Raw genomic sequence first — 24,769 nt, forward strand, 5'->3', positions numbered from 1 at the left:
ATTATATTTTAATATCCTTTATTTTGAATTAAATTAGTATTTACGATTAAATCCTTTGATGGTATTGGATAAAGATTTTTGAATTCCTCAACACCTTTACCTTCTTTCACACCTCCTTTCCACGGCCAAACATATTGCCCCGTAGTAAATTTATTATACCTGATCAAATCAGTTCTTCTCATTGCTTCCCAAGCTAGTTCACGAGCTCTTTCATCTAAAATAAAATCTAAAGTAAGTTCGCTTTCTCTAATATTTCCGTCTTTGCTTCTATAAGCTCTTTCCCTAATCTTATTTACTAAATCTAAGGCCTTAGCTTTATCTCCGCCACCTCCTCTAAGAACAGCCTCTGCATACATTAGATAAGAATCTGCTAGTCTAAATAAAGGAAAATCTGTATCTACAAAATTTCCAGTAGCATCCGATCCAGCTCTACCTGTAGAAGTTATATTTTTAAACTTAATCAACGGATATCCTTCTGAGAAATTTGAGACATTGTTTATTTCCAATGTTTGTCCATCTGTATAGAATCTACCTCTGACATCTTTAGTTCCATTTGTATTTGGAAATTTTTCAACTAAACTTTTTGTCGTTCTCAAACCATACCAACCTCCGTTAATTCCATATTCTGAAGCCTTCATGCTACCTCCTACACCTGCGTGAATAATGTAAGTAGTTCCTCCCCAAGTCCTTGTACTTGTACCATTGAAATTAATTGGAAAAATAACTTCATTATTGTCTATATTGTTATCAGATAAAAATAAATTTTCGTATTTTGGATTTAGTGAATAGCCTGCATTATTTACTTTATCAGAATACTCAACAGCTTCTTTATATCTTTGTTCTCCTATATACACCTCTGCATTTAAATATAATTTAGCTAACAACATCCAAGCCGCAGCTCTATCTGCTCTTCCATATTCATTTGTTCTTGGTTCTTTTAGTTTGCCCTTTATTTCCAGAAGTTCTTTTTCAACGAATTTAAAAAGTTCTGCTCTCTTAATTAGTGACGGCTGACTTGCCCCTATTTTAAAATTCTCATCTACAAAAGGCATATTTCCAAATAAATCCAAGGCATGATAATAACTAAGAGCTCTTAAAAATCGAGCTTCAGCTCTATAGCCTTTAATTTTCTCTATATCAGTAACAGAGAAACCTCTTGAATTCAATCGACTATCAGATGTCTCTCTTATAAATTCATTTGCCAATGTCACTTGATACATCACTCTATAATACATTGCTGTGGTAAACTGATTATCTGCTCCCCAAGTCATATTATGTAAGTCTGGCAAATTTGCATCTCCCCAAGCTATAATGGCTTCATCAGTCGGTAATTCTTGTAACTGAAAATACTGTCTTAAATAATTTGACATGCCCCCATCAATTCCTCCAATATCTTGGCTGCCATCTCCATCCGTTTGTCCTCCTACAGCAAGCCCCGCATAACATTTCGCAAGAACTCCAATATAATTTTCTGGATTTTCGTATACTTTTTCTGAAGTATAACTACTACTATCAAATTCTCCTAAATCCTTTTCGCATGAGTAAAACCCCATACTTACAAAAATTGCTAATAATCCTATTTTTATATTTCTAAGTATCATATGATTTATTATTTAGATTTTTTAAAATTGAAGATTTACCCCGAGCGAGTAAACTCTTGGTCGCTGATAAAAGTTATTATCAATTCCACTTGAGATTTCTGGATCAATCCCACTATAACTTGTAATTACAAATACATTATTTATAGAAGCTGTTAACTTAAGTTTGGAATTACCTACAAACTTAGGTAAGCTATAGCCTAAATTAATATTATCCATTCTTAAGAAAGATGCTTTCTCTACATAATAATCTGAGAAGAACTGTTGTTCATTAAAGTTTGAATTATAATAATCTCGACTCAAATTTGTTAAATATCCATTAACCTCTAGCAATTGCAATGTTCCAAATTGAGAATTCATATTATTATAAACATAGTTTCCTAAGCTTGCCCTCAAACTACATCCAAAATTCCAATTTTTATATCTTACAGATGTTGAAAATCCATACAAAGATTTAGGCAATGGGGACTCGTAAGGTCTTAAATCTTGTTCGTTAATTACTCCATCTTTATTGAAGTCTACATACTTTCCCTCTATTGGTTTTCCATCTTTATATATTTGCTCATAAACATAGAACGAATTTGGTTTATGATCAACAGCTTGAACTTGGATTGTAGCTCCTGTGATACCATTAATCCCTCCTGTTTGCACTTTTTGATTTGGATTATTTGTCACCGATAAATTCGTAACTTTTGAATCTTGCCATGTTGCATTAAATGTCATATCCCATGAAAAATCTTCTTTTTCAATCGCTTTTATCACAGCTGAAACCTCAAGACCTTTTGCTTCCATATTTCCAACATTAGTCAAAAGTAAATTGGTAAAATTAGCTCCCGCAGGGACTGGTACAACACTTAACAAATCTGAAGTTTTTCTTTTATATGCATCAACATTAAATAAAATTCTATCTCTTAACAAGCCAAAATCTAAACCTATGTTTCCTGTTTTTGTTGTTTCCCATTTAATATCAGAATCGTAACCATTAGGTCTAAGCAAATTATAGTATGTATTTCCAAATAAATACCTTGTACTACTATCTGACTCACTATAAATTGGTAAATATGGATAATTAGAACCTATATCTTGCTGACCTGTAACGCCCCATCCCCCTCTAACTTTCAAGGTTGAAATGATCCCAATATCTTCTAAAAATGCTTCTTTATCCAATCTCCATGCCAATGAAACCGAAGGGAAAATACCAAATCTGTTATCTTCATTAAACCTTGAAGAGCCATCTCTACGAACTGTTGCCGTCAATAAGTATCTATCTTTTAAAGTATAATTAAGCCTTCCATAATATGAAAGCAAAATATTTTGAGTAAAGAAATCAACCCCCGATACAGGACTCAAAACACCTAAACCGTTTTTGGTAGGAGAGAAAGGAACATTCTCATTCCATTTTTGGTATGAATACCCTACCATTAAATCTAAATCAGAATCTAATTGCTCAAGACGTTTTGTGTAATTAAAATATAATTCTAGTAATCTATTCTTCTTAACTTGACTATACTTTCTAAAATTTCCTTTATCCGCATAAACAGTTGATAAGGTTGGTAATTGAGTTACGCTCCCATTCGAATCAGAATAATCCAAACCTAAATTCAAATTCACTTTTAAATCTGGCAAAAAGTGAAATTTATAATCAAACTGAATATTACTTAGCACTCTTCTTACATATGAATAATCAAATCTTTGATTAAGCAAAGACAGAGGATTCTTTGTTGCATTCACATTTGGGGAACCATCAGAATTCACCCATGTCCAGTACCCCCCAAATTGAGACATATTCGGAGCAAAAACAGGCTGAGTTGGAGCGAAAGAGACCGCAGAACCAATCGCTTCTGTACTCGCAAATCTATTTTCTGCATAAGTTCCTTTTGCATTGATATTAATTGCTAAATGATTATCAAATAATCTCGGATTAATATTTAAACCTAAAGTAGTTCTTTCTATATTGTTGGTTTTTAAAATACCATCTTGATTTAAATATCCAACCGATAACCTTACAGGCACCCTACCAATCCCTCCAGAGATAGATAGATTATTGTCAAATCCTACAGCTAGTCTATATATCTGATTTTGCCAATGGGTGTCGGCATTGCCCATTAAGGCTAGCTTATCCGGAGATAAATATTTATTGGCTATTTGTTTATATTCATCTGCATTTAACATATCAATTTCTCCGAATTTTTCAGAAATTGAAGTAGTGGCATTGTAATTAACTCTTATGTCTCCACTTTTCCCTTTTTTTGTTGTAATAATGATTACTCCATTCGTAGCTCTATTACCATAAATAGCTGCAGCAGACGCATCTTTCAAAATATTGAACGACTCAATATCATTTGGATTAATCAACGCTAAAGGATTTGCAGCTCCATGGATTCCTCCGTTATCAATCGGCATACCATCAATTACAATCAATGGATCATTTGAAGCATTCAATGACGCCGTACCTCTCACTCTAATCATAGAACCAGAACCAGGCGCACCACCATTACTTGTAATTTGAACCCCAGCAGCTTTACCTTGAATTAATTGCTCTGGAGAGCTTATTACTCCTTCATTAAAATCTTTTGAAGAAATAGCTGTAACAGCTCCTGTTAAATCTGACTTTTTCACACTACCATAACCAATAGCCACAACATCGTCAAGCACAATTCCATGTAAAATAAAATCATTTCTCACATTGGTACCATCTGTGAAATCGAATACTTTAGAAGCTACTTTACCATCAAGACCTTCTACATTTAAAGTAAAGGTTTTAGACTGAATTTGGTTCGGAAAAACCTCCAAAACATAATTTCCTTCTGAATCTGTTTCTGTAACTTCAGAGCCATTTATACTAATCAATGCTCCTACCTCAGGATATCCTTCGACCGATTTCACAACGCCTTCTATCTTCATTTGTGAAAAAGCGATTCCACTTGACAAAAAGCTTGCAAAAATCAATAAATTTTTAAGTTTAATATTATTCTTTTTCATACTAATGATACATTTACTATAAGATTGTAAATATACAAATAAATATTAATATAATATCAGTTTTTAAAAGCGATAAATATCAGTAATTCAATCCCGAGCTGGTTTGTAGACAACTGGCAAAAGCTCTTGTGGTGCCAAGGCAAAATACTTGATTTCGTCTGGCGTAAATTTTAAAACAAACTCTTGATTTATTATTTTAAAACCCGCTTTTTTTAGCCGATCAAAATAATCATCCCCATACCAGCGAACATGGTCATATTGCCCAAAATGCTTCTGGCGTTCCTCTGGAGATGTAATACTGAAATCTTCGTAAGTCTTGGCTAAACCTGGTTTCATTGGAACTTGAAAAATACCCCACCCTCCAGGTTTCATTACTCTAAAAAGCTCCTGCATGGCTTTTTGGTCGTTTGGGATATGCTCTAGAACATGGTTACAAAAAACGACATCAAAATGATTATCTGGCAACGGCATATTGCAGATATCTGCCTTAATATCTGCAATGGGAGACTCTAAATCCAGGGTGGTGTATTCAAGATTTTTTTGCTTTTTAAATCTTGAATAAAAGCATTGCTCTGGTGCAATGTGTAGCACTTTTAGATTTTCTTGTTTAAAGAATTTTGTTTCATGCTGAAGATATAGCCACATCAATCGATGACGCTCAAGCGACAAGCTCCCTGGCGCTAGTGCATTTTCCCTCGTTGTATGGTAGCCATAAGGCAACAATTTTCGGTATTTTTTGCCATCGATTGGGTCTTGAAACTTAGTTCCTTTGTACAAAACACTCAAAACAGGACGCGCGAGATAACTCATGCGAATCAACCACGGACGCGGCACCAAATTCAGTGTTTTTTTAGCTAAAGTATTGAGCATTCTTTTTGATTTTATAAAGTCATTAAAAGTAAAAAATCTTTACCTTTAATTTAATTCTATAAAAAAATTGATGATGAAATAATAAATTTTTCCATCATCAATCTAATTCAATATATTATTTTCTTTTAATTACCCCTCAAGTGCATCTGCACCACCCACGATTTCTGTAATCTCGTTGGTAATTGCAGCTTGTCTTGCTTTGTTGTATTGTAGCGTGAGCTCTTTCTGCAAGTCGGTTGCGTTATCTGTTGCTTTGTGCATCGCCGTCATACGCGCTCCGTGCTCAGAGGCATAGGAGTCTGACAAGGCTTTGAACAATTGAATTTTAAGCGTTTTTGGCAACAAATCGATTAAAATCTCTTTTTTATTTGGTTCAAAAATGTAATCCACATTGATTCCTTGGAAATCTTCTTCTTGTTGCTCCACTACGATGGGTAAGAATTTCTCGTTTTGAACAACTTGTGTTGCTGCGTTTTTGAATTGGTTATAAATCAAGCGTATTTCATCAAACTTATTGTCTTTGAACGCACGCATTAAAACTTCAGCAATTTTAGAAGAATTTTCAAAAGTGAAATCGTCCCACAAATCTGATTCGTTTTTATTGATTTCATTTTCTCTTTTGAGCAAATCGTATCCTTTTTTACCAATGGTAAGAATTGAAACATTTTTACCTGCAAAATCTTCTTCTTTGCTTCTCAAAGTTTCTTTTACAATATTCGCATTGAATGCTCCTGCCAGTCCACGGTTTGAGGTAATAGCAACCAAAAGTACATTTTTCACCTCACGGTTTTGTGTATAGGCGCTATTTACTCCCTCGGCATCCAAACTCACATTTGCCATAAGCTCTCGCAACTTTTCTGCATAAGGGCGCATTTGCTCAATAGCACTTTGCGCTTTTTTAAGCTTAGCGGCAGATACCATTTTCATGGCACTTGTGATTTGCATCGTAGAGCCTATAGAGGAAATTCTACTTCTAATTTCTTTTAAATTCGCCATTTTTTATAGCTTATTTTTTAGCACTGCAACCTCGAAAGATTTGCAGTGTTCTTTTTTAAATTTTATTTCTTGTACTTTGCAGAAATTTCTTTTGCAGCCTCGTCCAACACTTTAGTTTGCTCTTCGCTGTATTTTCCTGCCTTTAATTGATCAAGTGTGTCTCTATGTTTAGCATTCAAATAAGACAAATAATCTTCTTGAAATTCTTTCACTTTCTCAACTGGAACATCTCTCAACAAGTTATTTACCCCAGCATAAACGATAGCTACTTGATCCTCAACTGGCATTGGTGAGTTTACGCTTTGTTTCAAGATTTCCACGTTTCTTTCACCTTTACCAATTACTGCCATGGTTGCAGGGTCTAGATCCGAACCGAATTTAGCAAAAGCTTCTAGCTCTCTAAACTGCGCTTGGTCTAGTTTTAAAGTACCAGATACTTTTTTCATTGATTTAATCTGAGCCGATCCACCTACACGAGACACCGATACCCCAACATTGATCGCTGGTTTCACCCCTGAGTTAAATAAATCTGACTCTAGGAAGATCTGACCATCTGTAATTGAAATCACATTGGTAGGGATATATGCTGACACGTCTCCTGCTTGTGTTTCGATGATAGGCAAGGCAGTTAACGATCCTCCTCCTTTCACTTTATCTTTTAAAGCGTCTGGCAAATCGTTCATATTTTTAGCCACCTCATCGTTGTTGATGATTTTTGCTGCACGCTCCAACAATCTTGAGTGAAGGTAGAACACATCCCCTGGATATGCCTCACGCCCTGGCGGTCTTCTTAATAATAGAGACACCTCACGATAAGCAACCGCTTGTTTAGATAAATCGTCATAGATAATCAACGCTGAACGACCTGTATCTCTAAAGAATTCACCAATTGCAGCCCCTGCAAACGGTGCCCATACCTGCATCGGCGCAGGGTCTGAAGCGTTTGCAGCAACGATGATGGTGTAATCCATCGCGCCGTGTTTTTCTAATACATTATAAGTCTGAGCCACAGTAGATGCTTTTTGCCCTACCGCTACATAAATACAGTAAACTGGCTCACCTTTATCATAAAATTCTTTTTGGTTAAGGATTGTATCAATCGCTACGGTAGATTTACCTGTTTGTCTATCCCCGATGATCAACTCACGCTGCCCTCTTCCGATTGGCACCATTGAATCGATTGCCACGATACCTGTTTGCAATGGCTCAGAAACTGGCTCACGGAACAATACTCCTGGCGCTTTTCTTTCCAATGGCAAGTCATATAATTCACCAGACAAAGGCTCTTTACCATCGATTGGGTTTCCTAAAGTATCTACCACACGACCAAGCATGCTATCACCCACTTTAATAGAAGCGATTCTTTTTGTACGCTTAGCGGTATCTCCTTCTTTTACACCTTGAGATGAACCTAAAAGTACCACCCCAACATTGTCTTCCTCTAAGTTCTGAACCAATCCTTCTTCGCCGTTTTCAAACTGTACGAGCTCTCCATATTGAGCATTTTCAAGTCCGTAGATACGGGCGATACCATCACCGATTTCAAGGACGGTACCCACTTCTGCCAAATCGAAATCTGAACTTGCGTTGGCGAGTTGTTGTTTTAATATCGCTGAAACTTCAGCTGGATTTATTTCTGCCATGATGCTTTATATATTAAATCTTTGATGTAATTTTCTTTGTGTCGAATGCTTGTTTAATTTCGTTGAGCCTTGTTTTAATTGAGGCATCAAACTGGGTATCATCTATTCTCAAGATAAACCCACCTATGAGCGATTCATCTATTTTTTGAACCACTTCAATCTTGTCGGCACTTACGCCTAATGAGGTTTGTGCTTTTTCTACAATGGCATTCAATTGTTCTTGTGATAATGGATGCGCACTGGAAATAAGCGCTTTTTTAATTCCATTGATGGTGCGATAGCGTTCAATAATTGCCTTGGCAACTTCTTTTAAATTTCCCGCTCTACCATTTTGGATTAAAAGCTCTACCAAGTTTTGAGTTTCAGGCGTAAAGTCCTTAAAAACACTTTTTGCGATGTTTAGTTTCTTTTCGTCTGAAATGATCGGGCTACTCAAGAAATTTTTAAGATCTCGGCTAGCTTTAAAAGCTTTTAGAATATCTCTCATTTCTTGCACAGCCTTTTCTTGCTTCTCTGATGGTAAAACTTCAAAAAAAGCTTTTGCGTATCTTTTAGCAACTCTGTAATTTGCCATGATTAGCTCAATTTAATTTCGTTGATAAGCTTATCTACCAAGTTTTTTTGTTGATCTTCTGATTTTAAATTATCTCTCAACACTTTTTCTGCCACCTCCAATGATAGGCTTGCCACTTGGTTTTTAACCTCTGCAATTGCAAGATTTTTCTCGCTCTCGATAGTGCGTCTTGCAGCCTCGATGATTTTGTCTGCCTCAATTTCAGCAATCTCTCTTGCTGCTTCTACTTCTCTTTCTTTCATTGCCTTAGCTTCTTTAAGCATAGCATCACGCTCCTCGCGAGCTTGTTGCATGATTTGCTCGTTTTCAGCTTTAAGAGCTTTCATCTCCTCTCTTGCCTTTTCTGCTTGTAGCAACGCCTCCTCGATTCCGTTTTCTCTTTCTTCAATCGCAGTTAAAATTGGTTTCCATGCAAATTTTTTAAGCACGAAAATCAAAATTAAAAAAAGCAGTGTTATCCAAAAAAACACACCTACCGAAAAATCATTGATTAATTTATCCATTGTTTAAATCTCTTTGTTTATATAATATTTCCCAAAGGGAGTTTTCATTTTTTAAATTTAAAAACACCACTGTACTGCCAACCGCCGTAGAGTGGTGTTTGTGCATTATTTTACTGCGAATAAAGCAGCGAATGCTAAACCTTCGATCAAGGCAGCAGCAATAATCATTGCTACTTGAATTTTACCTGATGCTTCTGGTTGACGTGCAATAGCCTCCATAGCAGATCCACCGATTTTACCGATACCTAAACCTGCTCCGATTAGTACTAAACCTGCACCTACCATTACTGGAATTTGAGTCATAATATAAAAATTTAAAATTAATGATTTCTTTTTTAATTAATGTTCTTCTGCGTGCTCTTCTACCGCCATACCAAAGTACAATGCCGAAAGTGCTGTAAAGATATAGGCTTGTAATGCTGCAACAAAGAATTCAATAAATGATATTAAAATAGCTAATGTAAGCGACATTGCTCCACCGCCAAAGTTTCTAAAGATAAAGATTAAACCAATCAAACTCATCAATACGATGTGCCCTGCTGTCATGTTTGCATACAAACGAATCATTAGCGAGAATGGTTTTACGAAGATTCCTAAAAGCTCAATCGGAACTAAAATAGGATAAATGAAGATTTTACCAAACCAAGGCATTGAATCTCCTAATGGATCAAAAATGTGTTTCCAATAGGTTTTGTTTCCTGAGATGTTGGTAATTACAAAAGTCATAATTGCCAAAGCAAATGTTACAGCGATATTCCCTGTTACATTGACACCAAATGGCATCATGCCTATGATGTTTAAAATCCAAATAAAGAAGAAAATTGTGAGCAAAAAGCTCATGTACTTTTTATAGTGTTTCTCTCCAATGTTTGGAATTGCAATCTCATCACGCACATACATAATGAGTGGCTCCATGTATCTACCTATTCCTTTTGGAATAGCTCTATTGGCATATGATTTTGCCGATGCTCTAAAGATGAAGAATAAAAGAACAAATGCAATGAATATAGAAAATACTGTCTTTGTGATTGAAAAATCCAGTGGTTTTTCATTGGTTGGATGATGCTCATCATCGTAAGTCAAAGTACCTGCTGCATCTGTTTTATAGATTTTACTGTGATAAAGTTTGTAGAAATTTCCATCTTTTTCTACGACTTTCTTCCCATGATCAAATTCCGATGACATGAATACTTTTAAGCCATTGTCCCACAAAATTACTGGAAGGGGGAAACCGTAATAAGTATCGGTTTCTGAATCGTGCATGATGTCGAAATAGTGAGAATCCATGATGTGATGCTGAATATCTTCATCTATTTGCTCTGCTAGCGATTTTTCCTGTTTCTCGTCGTGGTAGATTTTACCTTCATGCTCAGCCATTCCTACCAAATCTTGCCCAAATACATTTAGCGACAAAAAGAATGCTAAAATTGCGAACAAAAACTTATTGGTGTTTCGTAACATTATTCTTATAAATTATTTTAGTTAGGCAAAAATATATAATTAGTTTTCAATTTTAAAAAAAATTTTAATCTTTTTTTCTATTTCTACATTCAAAACACAAATGCAACGCTTAAATAATTTAAAACTAAAAGCGTATGCAAAGAGAAGAAATCAGACCTTTTTTGGTAGTACAGAAGTTTGTACCCATTCCCGTAAATCATTTAGAACCTAAGCAGTACATATATGAATATGGTATTGTAGTACAGGTGTTGAAACAAGAAAATAATATTGAGGTATTATTTTCTGGTCGTTCGTGGATAACTTTTAAACCTAAGGATATTTTATATCATCGTGTGGCTGTGAAAAAAGAAGAAACCGATTTTTTTATAGAAAGCCGATAGGCTTTTGAGTGGGCTCGTCTCAAGTATCGGTAAAATCTAACGGCAAAAATCCCTGTAAATGCGACAATATCAAGAGGTTAATAATTATTATTTGTGTGAAAAGGTTCAGCTTAGACCTACTAGCCTATTGCATTATAGTTATGTGATGGACTTACGAAATTACGAAGTAGGCTATGCTCCTACTTTACGCCAAAATCTAAACAAGGAAAAAACAGAATTAGATGAGTTAAACGCACTAGATGATATTTCAGAGTTTGGTTCAATTGTTAAATATGCTGAAAAGTGTGTTGAGTTGTATAAGGAGAAACAACAAGAAGTGTATAATGAGAAAGGGCATGTTTTAAAGGATTTAGGAACGCTCTCGGATACTCAAGTAAGGAATATAAAGAAGTATGCTATTTTATTTGCTGACGCAACGAAATCAAACAAGGACAAATATTTATCTTTTGTAACCTTGACCTTGCCCAGTGCCCAAAAGCACCATGATAGAGTGTTGCGTAAAATACTTGCTAAGTATCTTGACCATTTAAAAAAGGTCTATGGTTTAAAAAATTATCTCTGGAAAGCGGAGACGCAGAAGAATGGAAATATTCATTTTCATGTTTTGATTGATACGCAAATCCCTCGTGAGGATATTCAGCGCATATGGAACCAGTATATAAATAAATATGGTTATGTTGATAGATATTCTGAAAAGATGAACCGCTTAACGGCTAAAGAATATATGGCTAAGTATTCAAAAAATTATAAATCAGAAAAAGACTGCATACTAGCTTACCAGCGTAATAAAAAAATGGGTTGGAGCAATCCCCCAAGTACTAAAATTGAAACGCCAAAGAGTAAACGAAATATAGTTGCGTATGTGGTGAAATATCTATTAAAGCAAGAAGAAAATAAACGCCCAGTAATTGGTGCGGTGTGGGGCGCATCAAATAAGGTAAAAAAACTCAATTATTTAAATTTTGAAGTTAGCAGTTATTTAGAGGAGTTAAACCACTTGCGGGGAAAATTGGAGTATGTGCCTACTGCTATTCAATTTGTAGAGTTGTATAAAGGTAAAGTATATCAGATGATCCGCAAGGGATATAAAAAATTGAACGAGCATTTAAAAATTTATAATAAAGCCATAAGACAGTTATTAGATACCGATTTGAGTATAAATTTAGACCAGTTAATCCAATTAATTTATGAAAAACAATACACAGAACTTGCAAATAATTAGTGCTAAGGAGCTAGCTAATTATTTAGGCGTAAGCTATTCCACTGCACGCATGATAAAAAAAGATATTTTAAGCCACTATAAAAAGAAATATCTAACGCTAAAGACTCGTAAAAAAATATTTTGATGATTAGTGTCAAAAATTGGTATAAATCGCTTAAAAGTGGTAAAAATCGCTAGATTTTAAAAAGTGCTTTTGCATGCTTAATATCTTTGTTTCAGAAATTTAAAATAAGATATAAAAATGAGAGTAACATTAGCAAAAGCAACCGAGGTGCTGGAAGTTAAGGAAAGTGCAGCGGGTTTGATTTTAAAAGGTAATTCAAGTACCGATTTCGGACAGGTGCAAATTGAGTCTTACCTAGTAGATGAAACCTTTACTAAAAAGGTTTTGGTGCCAAAGATGAGCGTTAAGCTATTTACAGAATTGTTGGGCGTTCATTTTGTTAAATTGCAAACAACAATTGGTAGCGACAAAGTAGCGGTAATTCCTTTTTCTAAATCTGGAAGTTTGCCATTAGGTGACAAAACTTACATTGAGTTCCATGTATCGGGTGGACAAGCACAGAATGTAACTGCAGAAACATTTGAGGCTATTGGAAGTGCAGAGCCTATTTATGTGCAACAAGTGAAGCTTGACCAAAATATATCTGTAAAGGATGTTGATGTATTAGCATTTGATTATTTGGTAGCTGAAAAGACACCAAATGAATTGCAAGTTATCAATGCACAGGGCAAAACAAGGATTTCGCAACTACAACTTGATTATGCAAAAAATGCAAGGATTGATGAGTTATCGAAATTACCTGCATTGGATTTAACAGGCTTATACACCTTAGCAGTGTATAAAAATGTAGGAGAATAATTTACATTCTATTTGTTAGACGCAAAATAATATTGAAATGATTGGAGCAGTAACAGCGGTAAGTAGTTTAATTGGAAGTGTGGGGGGCGGTAACGCCTCCGGCTCCTCTCTTGGTCAATTTGGAGGAAAGATAGTAGGCGGTGTATTAAGTAAGATAACTGGGGGGTTAGATAGCGTTTTGGCAAACGGCTTTGATTTGCATTGTTGGGGCTCGAGCTGGTCGCCTAGTAGAGCGATGAAAGAAGGAACCACAATCGTTGAATGGATTATTGAACAATCTGGGTTTACTAAGGTAGCCAGTGCTGACAATTTTAATAAGGCGTTACTTTATTTAAAAGTTTGTGCAAGTGGTTTTCCATGGGGAAAAGATTGTACGCGTAAAGGTACCGAGGCACTAGCTGCAATGATAACAGAGGCATATGGTAGAATGCTGAAAGAGTATCAGACAAGATTTACTTATGTTGGTGATAAGGAATATCCAAAAGGAACTGATGTAAACTTAAATTTCCCATTCCGTGACACTTCAAGAGGGGATGCCGTGAGTAAGGAAGTTTTGCGCGTGCCATTCTTTAGAGAAAAAACAGATGCTGAAAGACAAGCAGATAGCCAAGCAGGTTCATCGGATTACAGACCTAGTAAGGATCAAACACTTAAAACAGGAATGCCTACAGAAGGTGCGTATCCTGCGGTAACAGACGGGGAGGTATATGGAAAAGCTACTGGACATGTTGGGCGAAATGACAATAACATTTTGTATTTATTACTAGGAGGGGCATTGATTTATTTATTAACAAAGAAAAAATAACATTTAAAAACAAAATAAAGATGAAAGAATTAATAACAAAAGTTGATAGTTTTTTACTAAAGCCATTAAGTGGTAATGGTGCAGGGACAAGTATTGCGACCTTTTTGGTTTTAGGATTGGGAGCAGTGATTTTATCCGTGTACATGGGCTGGATTAAAATCAAAGGAAAAAGAAGAGGCTGGTAATTATTAACTAAAAAAGTATAGAAATGGCGTATAATAATGGATATAGTAATGGTTGGGGTGGAAATCCCAACCCTAATTTTAACCGAGGTTATGACCGAGGTTATAATAATCAGAGACAACCTAAAAAACATTCTGGGGCTAAAGCTGGACAATCCAAGAATGGAAGGTTTTATGTTACGGCTTGGAATTATTCAAAGCAAAGAGGTATGATAACTGTTAAAGCATTTGAAAACTCTAAGAGTGTGCGTTCAGAGTCTCCAAACACTGGAAATAGATTTATAACTATGATGTTTGAGGCTTTCTATAAAAAGACTGGCGCAAAGGTTTTAGAAATAGCAAGTTTCAATGTGAATACTGGAAAAGTGTATTTGCAAAAGCTGGGAATGGTAATTTCAACTAAAGCACCTAATGGTGGATATTTCGGACAAATTAAAACTAGATAAGTTATGTTTAAACAATTGAAAGGATTATTTAAATCATTGCCGTTGTTATTGAAGTATGTACAATGTGCAAAAATATGTTTGCATCATGCGCACGAGGCAAAAAAAGAGATAGATACACTCTTTGATGATGTGGAGGGTAACGAGCCAGAGTACTTGAATGAAGAAGAACTTGCGGGTGTTCCTACGGATAAGGAACATATGTGGTAAAATATTGAGAGATGACAAGTAAATTAATTACAAGTGTTTTAATTGCAGTGGTTTACATTGGAATGATTATGTTATCAGATGTGTTGAAGGACCACATTAAAGATAGTTTTAAAGGATGAAGTTTTTAAGTGATTTGATGAAGAATAGTAAGCTATTGGCGTTATCGCTGATAGCTTTTATAATATTTTTGTTAGTTCGTAGATTTAATAGAGTTGTAACTGTTGTTAAACAAAAATGGAGGATGCAAAGCCTTTGGTTTTAAAGGAAAAAACTACAGAACAGTTTGTGAAGACAAATTTTAGATTTTGGTCTGAAATGTTTAAAATGTTTTTTTCGGTTGGATCCTTTGACCCTTATTATGTTACACATGGTGTAAGAACGTTTAAAACTCCATTGGAATATGGGATAGAGTTGGGGAAAAGTATTGTTCCAATTAAGACAAAACCAAAGTTAAACAATCAACCTAAGAGCTCCGCACCAAGTCCAAAGTTAAATAATCAACCTAAGATACCCGCACCAAAACCAAAGCTTCACCCAGAGTGGCAAAAGGTTTTGGATAAATTTAATAAATCGTTATATGGGCAATAAGAGAAGAAATAAAAGAAGAGATAAAAAAATGACATATTTAAAAGCAATTGCCCTGCTAGCTGGAAGTTGGTGGGCTTATAAAATATCAAAACCAAAGTCTAAAGTTGAGTTTGGAGAATTGGAACTAGTGGGCGTTGATATTCCAAATACAGAGAGTGAGACTAAAAGTGTTTTATCTATGCTTTTAGTACCTAATGGATTGAGATTTGCCAAAGGATATAATTCATATGCTGATTGGGGTTATACTTTGTTTGATATATTAATAAATCAAATTAAAAGTGGTGATTTGTTGATAAATCAAGCATCTTATATAATGGCTACAGCATATCATGAAATGGGTCAATTTAGTTTATTGCGTGAGCGTTATAATGATAAAATTTCTGTTTTGAAGAAAACGCTTAAAGGGGATAAATTAAGGGAGTTTAACGAGTTTTTGAAGATTGCAGATACATTTGGTGTTAGTGCTGAAAAGGCTGTGTACATGGAGTGGAAGTATGGCGTACAATCTTGGTGTTATAATCCAGCTAGTAGAAGAAAGAATTTAAGTAATAAATATAAAGGTGATGGAGCTCGTTTTTTTGGTCGTGGATATTGCCAGTGGACTGGTAGGCATTTATATACTAAGTTTAAAGAGTTTTCTGGTGTAGATGTTTTGTCAAATCCAGATTTAATAGTAAATGATAAGCGTTTAAATGCTTTAATGACCATAAAAATGATGATGGCTGATAAACCTAATAATTTAACGGGTGTTTCTTTAAAGCTTTATTGTAATGAAAATAAAACAGATTATTACAATGCAAGAAGGGTTGTTAATTCTACAGATAGAGCAAAAGATATAGCCTCTTATGCTCAAAAGTTTGAAAATGTTTTTAATTCTTATTTAAAAAAATAGGTTATGACACAGCGAGAAAAAAGAAAAATTAAGTTTTGGTTATTCATCTTTTTAATAATCTATCTATTATTTAGATTGACCAAAAAGACGAGTATAAAGGAGAAAGTAAGCACAGGAGATAATTCCTTGTTGCCACTGGATACAAATAAATTCAAGGAACCTGTGAGTTTGCCCAAAGTAGAAAAACCAAAGTTTGATAAGGTTTTTGCAAAAGGCGGTTCTGCAGTGAGAAATGAAAAAGCATTTAGTCAAAAAGTTGATGATATGATGCAATCAGAAAAACAGAAGGGAAAAATACCAGTAAAAAGTGATGTGGTTAAAAAACTGCAGGAGGAGCAGGCAAATGATTTTTGTTCTGAATGTGAGGAAGAAAAGAGAAGGGAGCAGGAAGAAAGAAAGCGTAAAGAACAAGAAGAAATTAGAAAGAAGTTGCTTGAAAAGAAAAATAATTGCAACCAAATAAGTGAAGTCCCTGTAAAATTTCATTATGATTGTGAGGAGCCCGAGAAAGTTAAAATAACTGGCATGGGTGGACTTGCTCTATTTAGAATGCCATCAACTGGGCATTGCAGGGTATTAAATTTATATGGTGAAACTACACGTGTAATTCAGAGTTATAATGATGGGGAAAAAGAATATCTTGTTGAGCATGGGCATTATATAGATTTGTTGGGATATGTAAAGGCGCAGGTTTCAAATATTCAGCTTGATAGTAATGGGGGTTTTGAACAATTGAGTTAAACAAAAAATAAAGAGATATGACAAATTTTGTAGATAGGACAAAGATTTATAGTATATTAGGATTTACGGGGGCGGTTTCGTTTGATGAGCTAAAACCGCTTCTAGCAAGTTTATTGGCTATTGTGCTTGATTTTGCGTATAGCTTTGCAAAAAAGAAAATTAAAGATTTAAAAGATAAAAAAGATGAGTGATTGTGTGATAGTTATTGATAATAGAAAGTTTAGGAGTGAGCTTTTGTGTCGAGAGGTTTCTACAATTGATTTATCGGATAATTGTTATTATCAAGTAGGTCCATATTTTTATACCGCTAATGCATTTAAGCGTTATTTGATTGACAAGTCTGATTATGTTATTTATAAAAGGTTGATACCATTGGACGGAGAACCTGTGAAAGATTTACCAAATTTTATAGATGGATATGATTCAAATTCAGCGATTTTGTTAAGTTATAATGTTGGAACTTTTTATGATGGTTTTGTTGTAACGAAGAATAAAAACGGATATCACTTTAGAAATAGTACTAGTAAATTTGTTGGGGTCTATCTTGATGTATCGGACGCGTATAGTCATGCAGTTTGCGAATTAGAGCCAGGACAAGAGTATCATTATGCAGGTACTGGACCTTTCCTGTTGTATGACGCAGAAGAGGAGATTAAAGGTGTTGAGTAATGAGCCATAAAAATGATTATTCGTGTATAGTTTTCGGAGCCTTTGGAGTGTTCAAAATGCAATATGTGCACGATTTATACAGGTTCAGCAAGTGGCTTGATAGTTCCAAGTTTAGAGATTGGAAATATTTTAATGTGTATGACCGTAGGACTGGGGAGTATTTAAGACGCTTCTACAATGGAAACTATATACCAAGATTTTTAAATTAATTTGTTTGTTTTGAATAATGAGAGAGACTGCACCTTTGTTGGTGTGGTTTCTTTTTTTTTTATCTTTTTGCTTTGCACTATTTGGCATTTGTTTTGATAATGGTATTAACATATTTAAAAATCACTTAAAATCATGAAAAAAATATTACTATCATTTGGATTATGTTTAGCCGTAACCGCTGGATATGCACAAAGCAAGGAGGCAAAAAAAGAAATAAGAAAGTACTACACTGAAAAACAGATTAAGTACATTGAAAAAGAGTTAAAAGAATATATAAGTAATTGTGATGATATTTTGAATTTATCTAATTCTTTAGATGAGAAACTTTTTAAGAATAAAGGGCATTTGATTGCTTATTTTGATTTTTTTATTAATCCACTTTATGATGATTTTTGTACGAAGGGTGAGGTTTATGGATATGGTTTGAAGATAAGTAGATTAATAAATGGTGAGTGATGGCACGGAGATTTAAACATTTAGATTTGTGTGAAAGGGCTAAAATAGAGGCGTATTTAACGGCTGGTTGGTCTATCTCTAAAATAGCCCGTGAACTGAAAAGGGATAAATCTACGATAAGCCGTGAAGTGAGGAGGAACCGAACGAAGAAAGGAAAGTATAAAGCAAAGACTGCACAGACGCTCTATTCTGAAAAGAAAGAGCGTTTTTTGCGTTATAGACGCTTTACAAAAGACATTGAGAAAAGAGTAAGACAATTTTTGTATAAAAGATATTCGCCCCTGCAGATTGTGGGGTATTGCAAAAAAATGGGGTTTGCTATGGTTTCAGTGGAAAGAATTTACCAATATATAAGGGCTGATAAATTGAAAGGTGGTAAATTATATAAATATTGCAGGCACGCTTTGAAAAAGAGAAAGGCACAGGTTTCTAAAATTGTTGGAAAGATAAAGAACCGCACTAGTATAGAAGAACGCCCGCAGGTTGTGAATGAGCGTAAGGAGTTCGGACACTGGGAGGGTGATTTAGTAGAGGGCAAAAATCATAAGGGTTATTTGCTGACACTTACGGAAAGAGTATCAAGGTTTTTGTTTGTAAAGTATATACCAAATAAAACAGCTGATGTGGTCGCTCGTGCTATTATTGATGTGTTACTTCCTTATAAAAAAGTGGTCAAATCAATAACCGTGGATAATGGTTTAGAGTTTTCAAATCATGATATAGTGTCCAATAAACTGCAAGCACAGATTTATTTTACAAATCCATACTCTAGTTGGCAAAAGGGGCAAATTGAGCACATGAACAAACTTATTAGACAGTATGTAAAAAAAGGTTCGGCAATTACAAAAAGTACCGCTAACAAGCTGAAAGCGGTACAAAAAGAGATAAACGATAGACCGTTTAAAGTGTTAAAGTTTTGCAAGCCTCGTGATGTTTTTTATACATTTGTGGAAAATGTTGCATTTAGTGCTTGAATCTAGCAAAAGCTTCATTTTTAGCTTTTAAACAATTTGTTTTTATAGCATTCATCAAGAAAATAAGGATACACAAACTCATTAAAACACTTCCGAATATCATAATATTTTGGGAATAAAAAATATGAAATCCACCTAAAAACATGATTAATTCCGTGATGAAGAAACCTAGAAAACCTATTCCAGCTCCTATTTTAAGCCATAAATTTATGCTTAAAAACTTCTGCTCAATCAAAGATGCTAAAAACGATGTGCTCAAAACACCAATGAAACATAAATGCAAATAGGTTAAAATTAAATTTTTCTCTACAAAGGCTAAAGATTTAAGCCAAGGCAAAACAGATATGCTCTGGATTGATATTTTAAGCAATAAACAGATAAGAAATGTCCCCCAAAAATAATTCACGAATCTATTTGTTTGATGAATAAATCGGGGCAAAACTTTAAGCAAAATCGTGATTAAATAGATTGCTGCCAAGATTTGTAATGCCGAAGCAGCATATGCAATAATCTTTATTGAAGAGAAAAAACTCATTCCTCCCATAGATAATGCTGTTGCAGGAATTACGGAGAGCAACAGTATGAGATAAAACTTTTTCCACAAATTCCTATGAATTTGTATTTTTTTATCTTCTAAACTCTTCAACAATAGCCCAATGGCTATAAACATGAACCAAGCGTTGTACTGAAAATGCAAAAAACCATAAACGAGTGCATTGTAAATTTCGTGCGAAACGCTTTTTTTGGCAGCGACAAATCCTATGAAAAATGGAAATATTGATGATACTAAATTAAAAAATAATCCTGTATACATGAAGGTAAGCGACATGCTTATTGTTTTCCCCTCTTTCCGAGAATCTTTTATAAAACGATAAATAAACCAATAATTCAATAGCTGGAATAGGGTTGAAAATATAATGGAATAGAGTGCATAGCCCTGCAACGCAAAACTTATCAAAATTCCGACAACCACTAAAAGCGTCAATTTAAATTGCAATCCGTATTTTCCTTTTTTATACTCTTGAGGTGTTAAATACAAATGCGTTAAAAGCACAAACGAGGCTAAATACAACCACCCCTGAAAAGCGACATGCGAATGTGCGTGAACCAAGTTTTTGTACTCAAGCACAAGTGGCAAATGCATAAATGATCGCAAATAAGTACCCAATAATGCGATGATAAAAAAGAATGCAAGACTAATAAAATTCCATTTTTTTAGCATTTTTCTTTAAATAAAATTCTGAGACAAAGGTATAAACTTTTGCCCATAGATTTTTATTTTAAGACAAGAATCTCTTTTTTATTTTCTTCATTTACATTTAAAATTGAAAACAAAATTTAGCACGAAATATTGCGTATAAATATAAATAAGTACCTTTGTACATTCAATTATATGTGTATGCAAGTAAAAACCATGGCACAAATGCAAGCGGAAGGGCGTACTCCCGAGATTCTTTTTTGGGTAGGCTGCGCAGGGAGTTTCGATGATAGGGCTAAAAAAATCACTCGTGCATTTGTGAAGATTTTAAACGAAGTGGGAATTGACTTTGCTGTTTTGGGTAGCGAAGAAAGTTGCACGGGAGATCCCGCCAAACGCGCTGGTAATGAATTTGCTTTTCAAATGGCGGCAGCCGTGAACATTGAGACGCTCAATGGCTATGGAATCAAGAAAATCGTAACCACTTGTCCGCATTGTTTCAATACTTTAAAAAATGAATACCCGAGTTTAGGCGGAAATTATGAAGTAATTCACCACGCCGAGTTTTTACAATCTTTGATTGATTGCGGAAAATTAAAAATTGAAGATTCTGCCTTGTCCAATGAAAAAATCACCTATCATGACCCGTGCTACTTGGGTAGAGCTAATGGGATATACAAAGCTCCGCGCACTTTGATTGAAAACCTAAAAGCGGATTTGGTGGAAATGAAACGATGCAAAAGTAAATCCTTTTGTTGTGGTGCTGGTGGTGCTCAGCTTTTCAAAGAAAGTGAAAAAGGCGATGCCGAAATTAATGTGGTGCGAGCCAAAGAAGCCATAGAAACTGGGGCAAAAATCATTGCAACAGGATGTCCTTTTTGCCAAACTATGCTGAAAGATGGGATTTCAAGCCAAGGAAAAGACGACATTCGCGTAGTTGATTTTGCTGAATTAATTGCTGATGCTAAAAAACTTTAAAAATATGATTTCTGAATATTTTACAACATTTCCTCCCGAAGCTCGTTTATGGATTTTTATGGGAGAGCGAAGTTTTTCTCCAGAAGAAGAAAAATTTATTGATGAAAAGCTAAATAATTTCTTACCCGAGTGGAATGCTCATGGCAAAGAAATGAAAGCTGAGTTTAAAATTCTTTACCACCAGTTTATTGTTTTGGTGGCTGATGAATCGTTCACAGTGGCCAGTGGCTGCTCCATTGATTCGCTCACTAGAGTTTTCAAGTCCCTAGAACAAGACTTAAATCTAAAACTTACCAACCGAATGCTGATTCCTTTTAAAGCTGATGACAAAATTGAAACTTTAACTTTGAAGGCTTTTAGCCAAGCGGTGAAAAATAAGGAAATTTCGAGCGAAACAATTGTTTTTGACAATAGTGTTGCAAATTTGCAAGATTTCCGACAGAAATGGGAATTACCTCTAGCGCAAAGCTGGGCAAAGAAATTTTTATAAAACAAAAAACTCTTAGAAATAGAAAAAGCCGCATCGTGATGCGGCTTTTTTGTCTAAATTCAAATTAATTCAAAAATTATCTTTCGTCTAAACTAACATAATCTCTTGTAGTAGCTCCTGTGTAAACTTGTCTTGGTCTACCAATTGGTTGGTGCGTTTCTCTCATTTCTTTCCATTGAGAAATCCAACCTGGCAAACGACCTACCGCAAACATTGCAGTGAACATTTCTTTTGGAATTCCAAGTGCTTGGTAAATAATTCCTGAATAGAAATCCACATTTGGATATAATTTTCTTTCGATAAAGTATTCGTCGTTTAACGCAACTTCCTCCAAACCTTTAGCAATATTCAAAATTTCATCGTGAATTCCTAATTGCTCCAATACATCATCTGCTGCTTTTTTGATGATTTTGGCACGCGGATCCATGTTTTTGTACACTCTATGTCCGAATCCCATTAATCTAAACTCATCATCTTTATCTTTAGCTTTGTCTACCCATTTGTGCAATCCACCTCCATCGGCTTTAATGGTTTCAAGCATTTCGATTACTGCTTGGTTTGCACCACCATGGCGAGGCCCCCAAAGTGCACTAATTCCCGCTGAAACCGATGAGAATAATCCTGCGTGAGAAGAACCTACCAATCTTACGGTTGAAGTAGAACAGTTCTGCTCATGATCTGCATGGATAATTAATAACTTATCTAATGCATCGATGATGACATCGTTTAATTCAAAGGCTTCTCCTTTTTTCTTAAACATCATCTTATAGAAGTTTGCCACATAACCTAGGTCTAAATCTGGTTCGTTAAGCTCTAGACCTTTAGTTAAACGATAAGTCCAAGAAGCCAAAATCGGCATTTTTGCCAACAATCTTGTTGCTGCGTGGAACATATCTGCAGAGTGAGTAACATCTACAACTCTCGGATTGAACGCCGTAAGCGAGCCCGTTAGAGATGACAAAACTCCCATTGGGTGTGCTGTACTTGGGAAACCTTCAAGAATTTTTCTTACACGATCGTTTACAAAGTTGTATTGATTTAATGAAGTTTTAAAACGAGTAAGCTCTTCTCTATTTGGCAACTCTCCGTAAAGTAACAAATACATCACCTCTACAAAAGTAGATTTTTCGGCTAATTGCTCGATAGGATATCCTCTGTACAATAGTTTACCTTCTTCACCATCTAGATAAGTAATTTTGCTAATGGTAGCTCCGGTATTTTTATATCCTGGGTCTAGTGTAATTAAACCCGAGTCGTTTCTTAAAGAAGAAATATCTATGCCTTTATCTCCCATAGTGCCCTCTATAATAGGGTATTCATATTCCTTCCCTTGATAAATAATTTTTACTGTTTCTGACATGTTTCTAGTGATTTGCCATAAATATATGATTTTATTCTTAAATAAGAAAATTTTATATTCCTATTTAAATCTAAAATAAATAAGAAATGTCATGTTTTGAAATTTGGAAATAAAAAAAACGCTAGAATAAATATTCTAGCGTTAATAAGTATTATTAAATAATTATCAATTATTTTCTACCAACTTTGAAAGCTTTATCTTGAAGAAATTTAGCAGTTTCGCCAAGCATTTCCTCAATTCTCAATAATTGGTTGTATTTAGCCATACGATCTGAACGAGAAGCTGAACCAGTTTTAATTTGTCCTGTATTCAAAGCTACTGCTAAATCAGCGATAGTAGCATCTTCTGTTTCACCAGATCTGTGAGACATTACAGCTGTGTAACCAGCATCTTTTGCCATGTTTACAGCGTTGATAGTTTCAGTTAAGCTACCGATTTGGTTAACTTTAATAAGGATTGAATTTGCAATTCCTTGCTCAATACCTCTTTCAAGGATTTCAGTGTTGGTTACAAATAAATCATCACCTACTAATTGAACTTTATCTCCGATTCTTTCAGTAAGCATTTTCCAACCTTCCCAGTCGTTTTCATCCATACCATCTTCGATTGAAATGATTGGGTATTTTTCAACTAGTTCAGCCAAGTAATTAACTTGCTCTTCTCTAGTTCTCTTAACACCTTTGTCTCCTTCGAATTTAGTATAATCATAAACACCATCGTTGTAGAATTCAGATGAAGCACAGTCTAGTGCAATTTTGATTTCTTCTCCGAAGTTATAACCTGCGTTTTCAACTGCTTTTTTGATAGTATCTAGGGCATCTTCTGTTCCTTCAAAAGTTGGAGCAAATCCACCTTCGTCACCTACTGCTGTAGAAAGACCTCTATCATGCAATACTTTTTTAAGGCTGTGGAATACTTCTACACCTTTTCTTAAAGCATCAGAGAAGCTATCAGCTTTCACTGGCATAATCATAAACTCTTGGAAAGCGATAGGAGCATCTGAGTGAGAACCTCCGTTGATGATGTTCATCATAGGAACAGGAAGTGTATTAGCATTCACACCTCCTACATATCTAAATAAAGGCAATCCTAATTCCTCAGCAGCAGCTTTAGCTACAGCTAATGAAACACCTAAAATAGCATTTGCACCTAATTTACTTTTATTTTTAGTACCATCTAAATCGATCATGATTTTATCGATTAAATTCTGCTCAAATACAGATTCACCGATTAACTCAGGAGCGATAATATCGTTTACATTTTCTACGGCTTTTAAAACTCCTTTCCCACCATAAAGGTCGCCACCGTCTCTTAATTCTACGGCTTCGTATTCTCCAGTAGAAGCTCCTGAAGGAACAGCAGCTCTACCAATTATACCATTTTCGGTAATCACATCTACCTCTACAGTAGGGTTACCTCTTGAATCTAAGATTTGTCTTGCTTGAATGTTAGCAATAAAACTCATAATTTGTGATTTTAAAT

General features: G+C 34.9%; 29 protein-coding genes. 17 read left to right on the forward strand and 12 right to left on the reverse strand.

Translation table 11 applies throughout. The annotated features are described in order from the left end of the window. Window positions 1–8: 8 nt before the first annotated feature. The 9 genes from ORNRH_RS02050 to atpB all read right to left on the reverse strand — a co-directional run bounded on the left by ORNRH_RS02050 (window position 9) and on the right by atpB (window position 10,627). Complete coding sequence (locus ORNRH_RS02050; protein WP_014790249.1) at window positions 9–1,601, reverse strand: RagB/SusD family nutrient uptake outer membrane protein; 1,593 nt, start codon at window positions 1,599–1,601, stop codon at window positions 9–11. A 21-nt stretch (window positions 1,602–1,622) separates the two neighbouring features. Continuing rightward, entirely contained in the window at window positions 1,623–4,580 is a 2,958-nt protein-coding gene (locus ORNRH_RS02055; RefSeq protein ID WP_014790250.1) for a SusC/RagA family TonB-linked outer membrane protein, read from the reverse strand. 87 nt (window positions 4,581–4,667) lie between these two features. Continuing rightward, entirely contained in the window at window positions 4,668–5,450 is a 783-nt protein-coding gene (locus tag ORNRH_RS02060) for a class I SAM-dependent methyltransferase (RefSeq protein ID WP_014790251.1), read from the reverse strand. Between the two features lie 129 nt (window positions 5,451–5,579). Beyond that, the gene (gene atpG / locus ORNRH_RS02065) at window positions 5,580–6,446 is read right to left on the reverse strand and encodes an ATP synthase F1 subunit gamma (protein WP_014790252.1); all 867 of its coding nucleotides are present in this window, start codon (window positions 6,444–6,446) and stop codon (window positions 5,580–5,582) included. A gap of 62 nt (window positions 6,447–6,508) precedes the next feature. Then, window positions 6,509–8,089, reverse strand: a complete 1,581-nt coding sequence (gene atpA, locus ORNRH_RS02070) for a F0F1 ATP synthase subunit alpha (protein ID WP_014790253.1) — start codon at window positions 8,087–8,089, stop codon at window positions 6,509–6,511. A gap of 13 nt (window positions 8,090–8,102) precedes the next feature. Then, on the reverse strand, window positions 8,103–8,663 hold the full coding sequence (gene atpH, locus ORNRH_RS02075; RefSeq protein WP_014790254.1) for an ATP synthase F1 subunit delta: 561 nt from the start codon (window positions 8,661–8,663) through the stop codon (window positions 8,103–8,105). 2 nt (window positions 8,664–8,665) lie between these two features. Continuing rightward, entirely contained in the window at window positions 8,666–9,166 is a 501-nt protein-coding gene (locus tag ORNRH_RS02080) for a F0F1 ATP synthase subunit B (protein ID WP_014790255.1), read from the reverse strand. A gap of 105 nt (window positions 9,167–9,271) precedes the next feature. After that, the gene (atpE, locus tag ORNRH_RS02085) at window positions 9,272–9,469 is read right to left on the reverse strand and encodes an ATP synthase F0 subunit C (RefSeq protein ID WP_014790257.1); all 198 of its coding nucleotides are present in this window, start codon (window positions 9,467–9,469) and stop codon (window positions 9,272–9,274) included. A gap of 36 nt (window positions 9,470–9,505) precedes the next feature. Continuing rightward, window positions 9,506–10,627, reverse strand: a complete 1,122-nt coding sequence (atpB, locus tag ORNRH_RS02090; RefSeq protein ID WP_014790258.1) for a F0F1 ATP synthase subunit A — start codon at window positions 10,625–10,627, stop codon at window positions 9,506–9,508. Between the two features lie 134 nt (window positions 10,628–10,761). On the opposite strand from atpB, the gene ORNRH_RS02095 reads away from it, so the two are divergent. The 15 genes from ORNRH_RS02095 (at window position 10,762) to ORNRH_RS02150 (ending at window position 19,261) form a co-directional block, all read left to right on the forward strand. Continuing rightward, window positions 10,762–11,007 (forward strand): hypothetical protein, encoded by a 246-nt coding sequence (locus ORNRH_RS02095; protein WP_014790218.1) that lies wholly within the window; start codon window positions 10,762–10,764, stop codon window positions 11,005–11,007. 58 nt (window positions 11,008–11,065) lie between these two features. After that, the gene (locus tag ORNRH_RS12040; RefSeq protein ID WP_014790259.1) at window positions 11,066–12,229 is read left to right on the forward strand and encodes a rolling circle replication-associated protein; all 1,164 of its coding nucleotides are present in this window, start codon (window positions 11,066–11,068) and stop codon (window positions 12,227–12,229) included. Between the two features lie 241 nt (window positions 12,230–12,470). Next, the gene (locus ORNRH_RS02105; RefSeq protein WP_014790261.1) at window positions 12,471–13,091 is read left to right on the forward strand and encodes a hypothetical protein; all 621 of its coding nucleotides are present in this window, start codon (window positions 12,471–12,473) and stop codon (window positions 13,089–13,091) included. Between the two features lie 37 nt (window positions 13,092–13,128). After that, the gene (locus ORNRH_RS02110) at window positions 13,129–13,896 is read left to right on the forward strand and encodes a hypothetical protein (protein WP_014790262.1); all 768 of its coding nucleotides are present in this window, start codon (window positions 13,129–13,131) and stop codon (window positions 13,894–13,896) included. 20 nt (window positions 13,897–13,916) lie between these two features. Continuing rightward, window positions 13,917–14,081, forward strand: coding sequence for a hypothetical protein (locus ORNRH_RS12260; RefSeq protein ID WP_014790223.1), 165 nt, complete (start codon window positions 13,917–13,919; stop codon window positions 14,079–14,081). A gap of 23 nt (window positions 14,082–14,104) precedes the next feature. Beyond that, the gene (locus tag ORNRH_RS02115; protein ID WP_014790224.1) at window positions 14,105–14,524 is read left to right on the forward strand and encodes a hypothetical protein; all 420 of its coding nucleotides are present in this window, start codon (window positions 14,105–14,107) and stop codon (window positions 14,522–14,524) included. Window positions 14,525–14,527: 3 nt separating this feature from the next. Continuing rightward, window positions 14,528–14,731: a hypothetical protein gene (locus ORNRH_RS02120; protein ID WP_014790225.1), complete on the forward strand. Its 204-nt coding sequence runs from the start codon at window positions 14,528–14,530 to the stop codon at window positions 14,729–14,731. Between the two features lie 234 nt (window positions 14,732–14,965). Next, complete coding sequence (locus ORNRH_RS02125) at window positions 14,966–15,319, forward strand: hypothetical protein (protein ID WP_014790263.1); 354 nt, start codon at window positions 14,966–14,968, stop codon at window positions 15,317–15,319. Next, window positions 15,309–16,211 (forward strand): hypothetical protein, encoded by a 903-nt coding sequence (locus tag ORNRH_RS11500; RefSeq protein ID WP_014790227.1) that lies wholly within the window; start codon window positions 15,309–15,311, stop codon window positions 16,209–16,211. The genes ORNRH_RS02125 and ORNRH_RS11500 overlap by 11 nt, the downstream gene beginning before the upstream one ends. A 3-nt stretch (window positions 16,212–16,214) precedes the next feature. Then, entirely contained in the window at window positions 16,215–16,952 is a 738-nt protein-coding gene (locus tag ORNRH_RS12390; RefSeq protein ID WP_014790264.1) for a hypothetical protein, read from the forward strand. 17 nt (window positions 16,953–16,969) lie between these two features. Next, a complete protein-coding gene (locus tag ORNRH_RS12265; RefSeq protein ID WP_014790229.1) occupies window positions 16,970–17,143 on the forward strand; it encodes a hypothetical protein in 174 nt (57 codons plus the stop codon). Beyond that, on the forward strand, window positions 17,136–17,621 hold the full coding sequence (locus ORNRH_RS02140) for a hypothetical protein (RefSeq protein WP_014790265.1): 486 nt from the start codon (window positions 17,136–17,138) through the stop codon (window positions 17,619–17,621). Before ORNRH_RS12265 ends, ORNRH_RS02140 begins: the two co-directional genes overlap by 8 nt. Next, window positions 17,621–17,830, forward strand: a complete 210-nt coding sequence (locus tag ORNRH_RS11815; protein WP_014790266.1) for a hypothetical protein — start codon at window positions 17,621–17,623, stop codon at window positions 17,828–17,830. Before ORNRH_RS02140 ends, ORNRH_RS11815 begins: the two co-directional genes overlap by 1 nt. Before the next feature lie 133 nt (window positions 17,831–17,963). Further along, the gene (locus ORNRH_RS02145; protein ID WP_014790268.1) at window positions 17,964–18,287 is read left to right on the forward strand and encodes a hypothetical protein; all 324 of its coding nucleotides are present in this window, start codon (window positions 17,964–17,966) and stop codon (window positions 18,285–18,287) included. After that, the gene (locus ORNRH_RS02150) at window positions 18,287–19,261 is read left to right on the forward strand and encodes an IS30 family transposase (RefSeq protein WP_014790269.1); all 975 of its coding nucleotides are present in this window, start codon (window positions 18,287–18,289) and stop codon (window positions 19,259–19,261) included. Before ORNRH_RS02145 ends, ORNRH_RS02150 begins: the two co-directional genes overlap by 1 nt. Here ORNRH_RS02150 and ORNRH_RS02155 read toward each other — a convergent pair. Then, a complete protein-coding gene (locus tag ORNRH_RS02155; protein ID WP_014790270.1) occupies window positions 19,251–20,483 on the reverse strand; it encodes a hypothetical protein in 1,233 nt (410 codons plus the stop codon). The two genes, ORNRH_RS02150 and ORNRH_RS02155, sit on opposite strands and share 11 nt — an antisense overlap. A gap of 171 nt (window positions 20,484–20,654) precedes the next feature. Between ORNRH_RS02155 and ORNRH_RS02160 the strand changes: the two genes are divergently transcribed. Continuing rightward, entirely contained in the window at window positions 20,655–21,437 is a 783-nt protein-coding gene (locus ORNRH_RS02160; protein WP_014790271.1) for a (Fe-S)-binding protein, read from the forward strand. A 4-nt stretch (window positions 21,438–21,441) separates the two neighbouring features. After that, on the forward strand, window positions 21,442–21,927 hold the full coding sequence (locus ORNRH_RS02165; RefSeq protein ID WP_014790272.1) for a hypothetical protein: 486 nt from the start codon (window positions 21,442–21,444) through the stop codon (window positions 21,925–21,927). Window positions 21,928–22,003: 76 nt separating this feature from the next. Here ORNRH_RS02165 and ORNRH_RS02170 read toward each other — a convergent pair whose 3' ends face one another. Next, the gene (locus ORNRH_RS02170; protein ID WP_014790273.1) at window positions 22,004–23,287 is read right to left on the reverse strand and encodes a citrate synthase; all 1,284 of its coding nucleotides are present in this window, start codon (window positions 23,285–23,287) and stop codon (window positions 22,004–22,006) included. A 169-nt stretch (window positions 23,288–23,456) separates the two neighbouring features. Continuing rightward, window positions 23,457–24,752: a phosphopyruvate hydratase gene (gene eno / locus ORNRH_RS02175; RefSeq protein WP_014790274.1), complete on the reverse strand. Its 1,296-nt coding sequence runs from the start codon at window positions 24,750–24,752 to the stop codon at window positions 23,457–23,459. Window positions 24,753–24,769 lie beyond the last annotated feature (17 nt).

Source organism: Ornithobacterium rhinotracheale DSM 15997 (assembly GCF_000265465.1).
Classification (GTDB): Bacteria; Bacteroidota; Bacteroidia; order Flavobacteriales; family Weeksellaceae; genus Ornithobacterium; species Ornithobacterium rhinotracheale.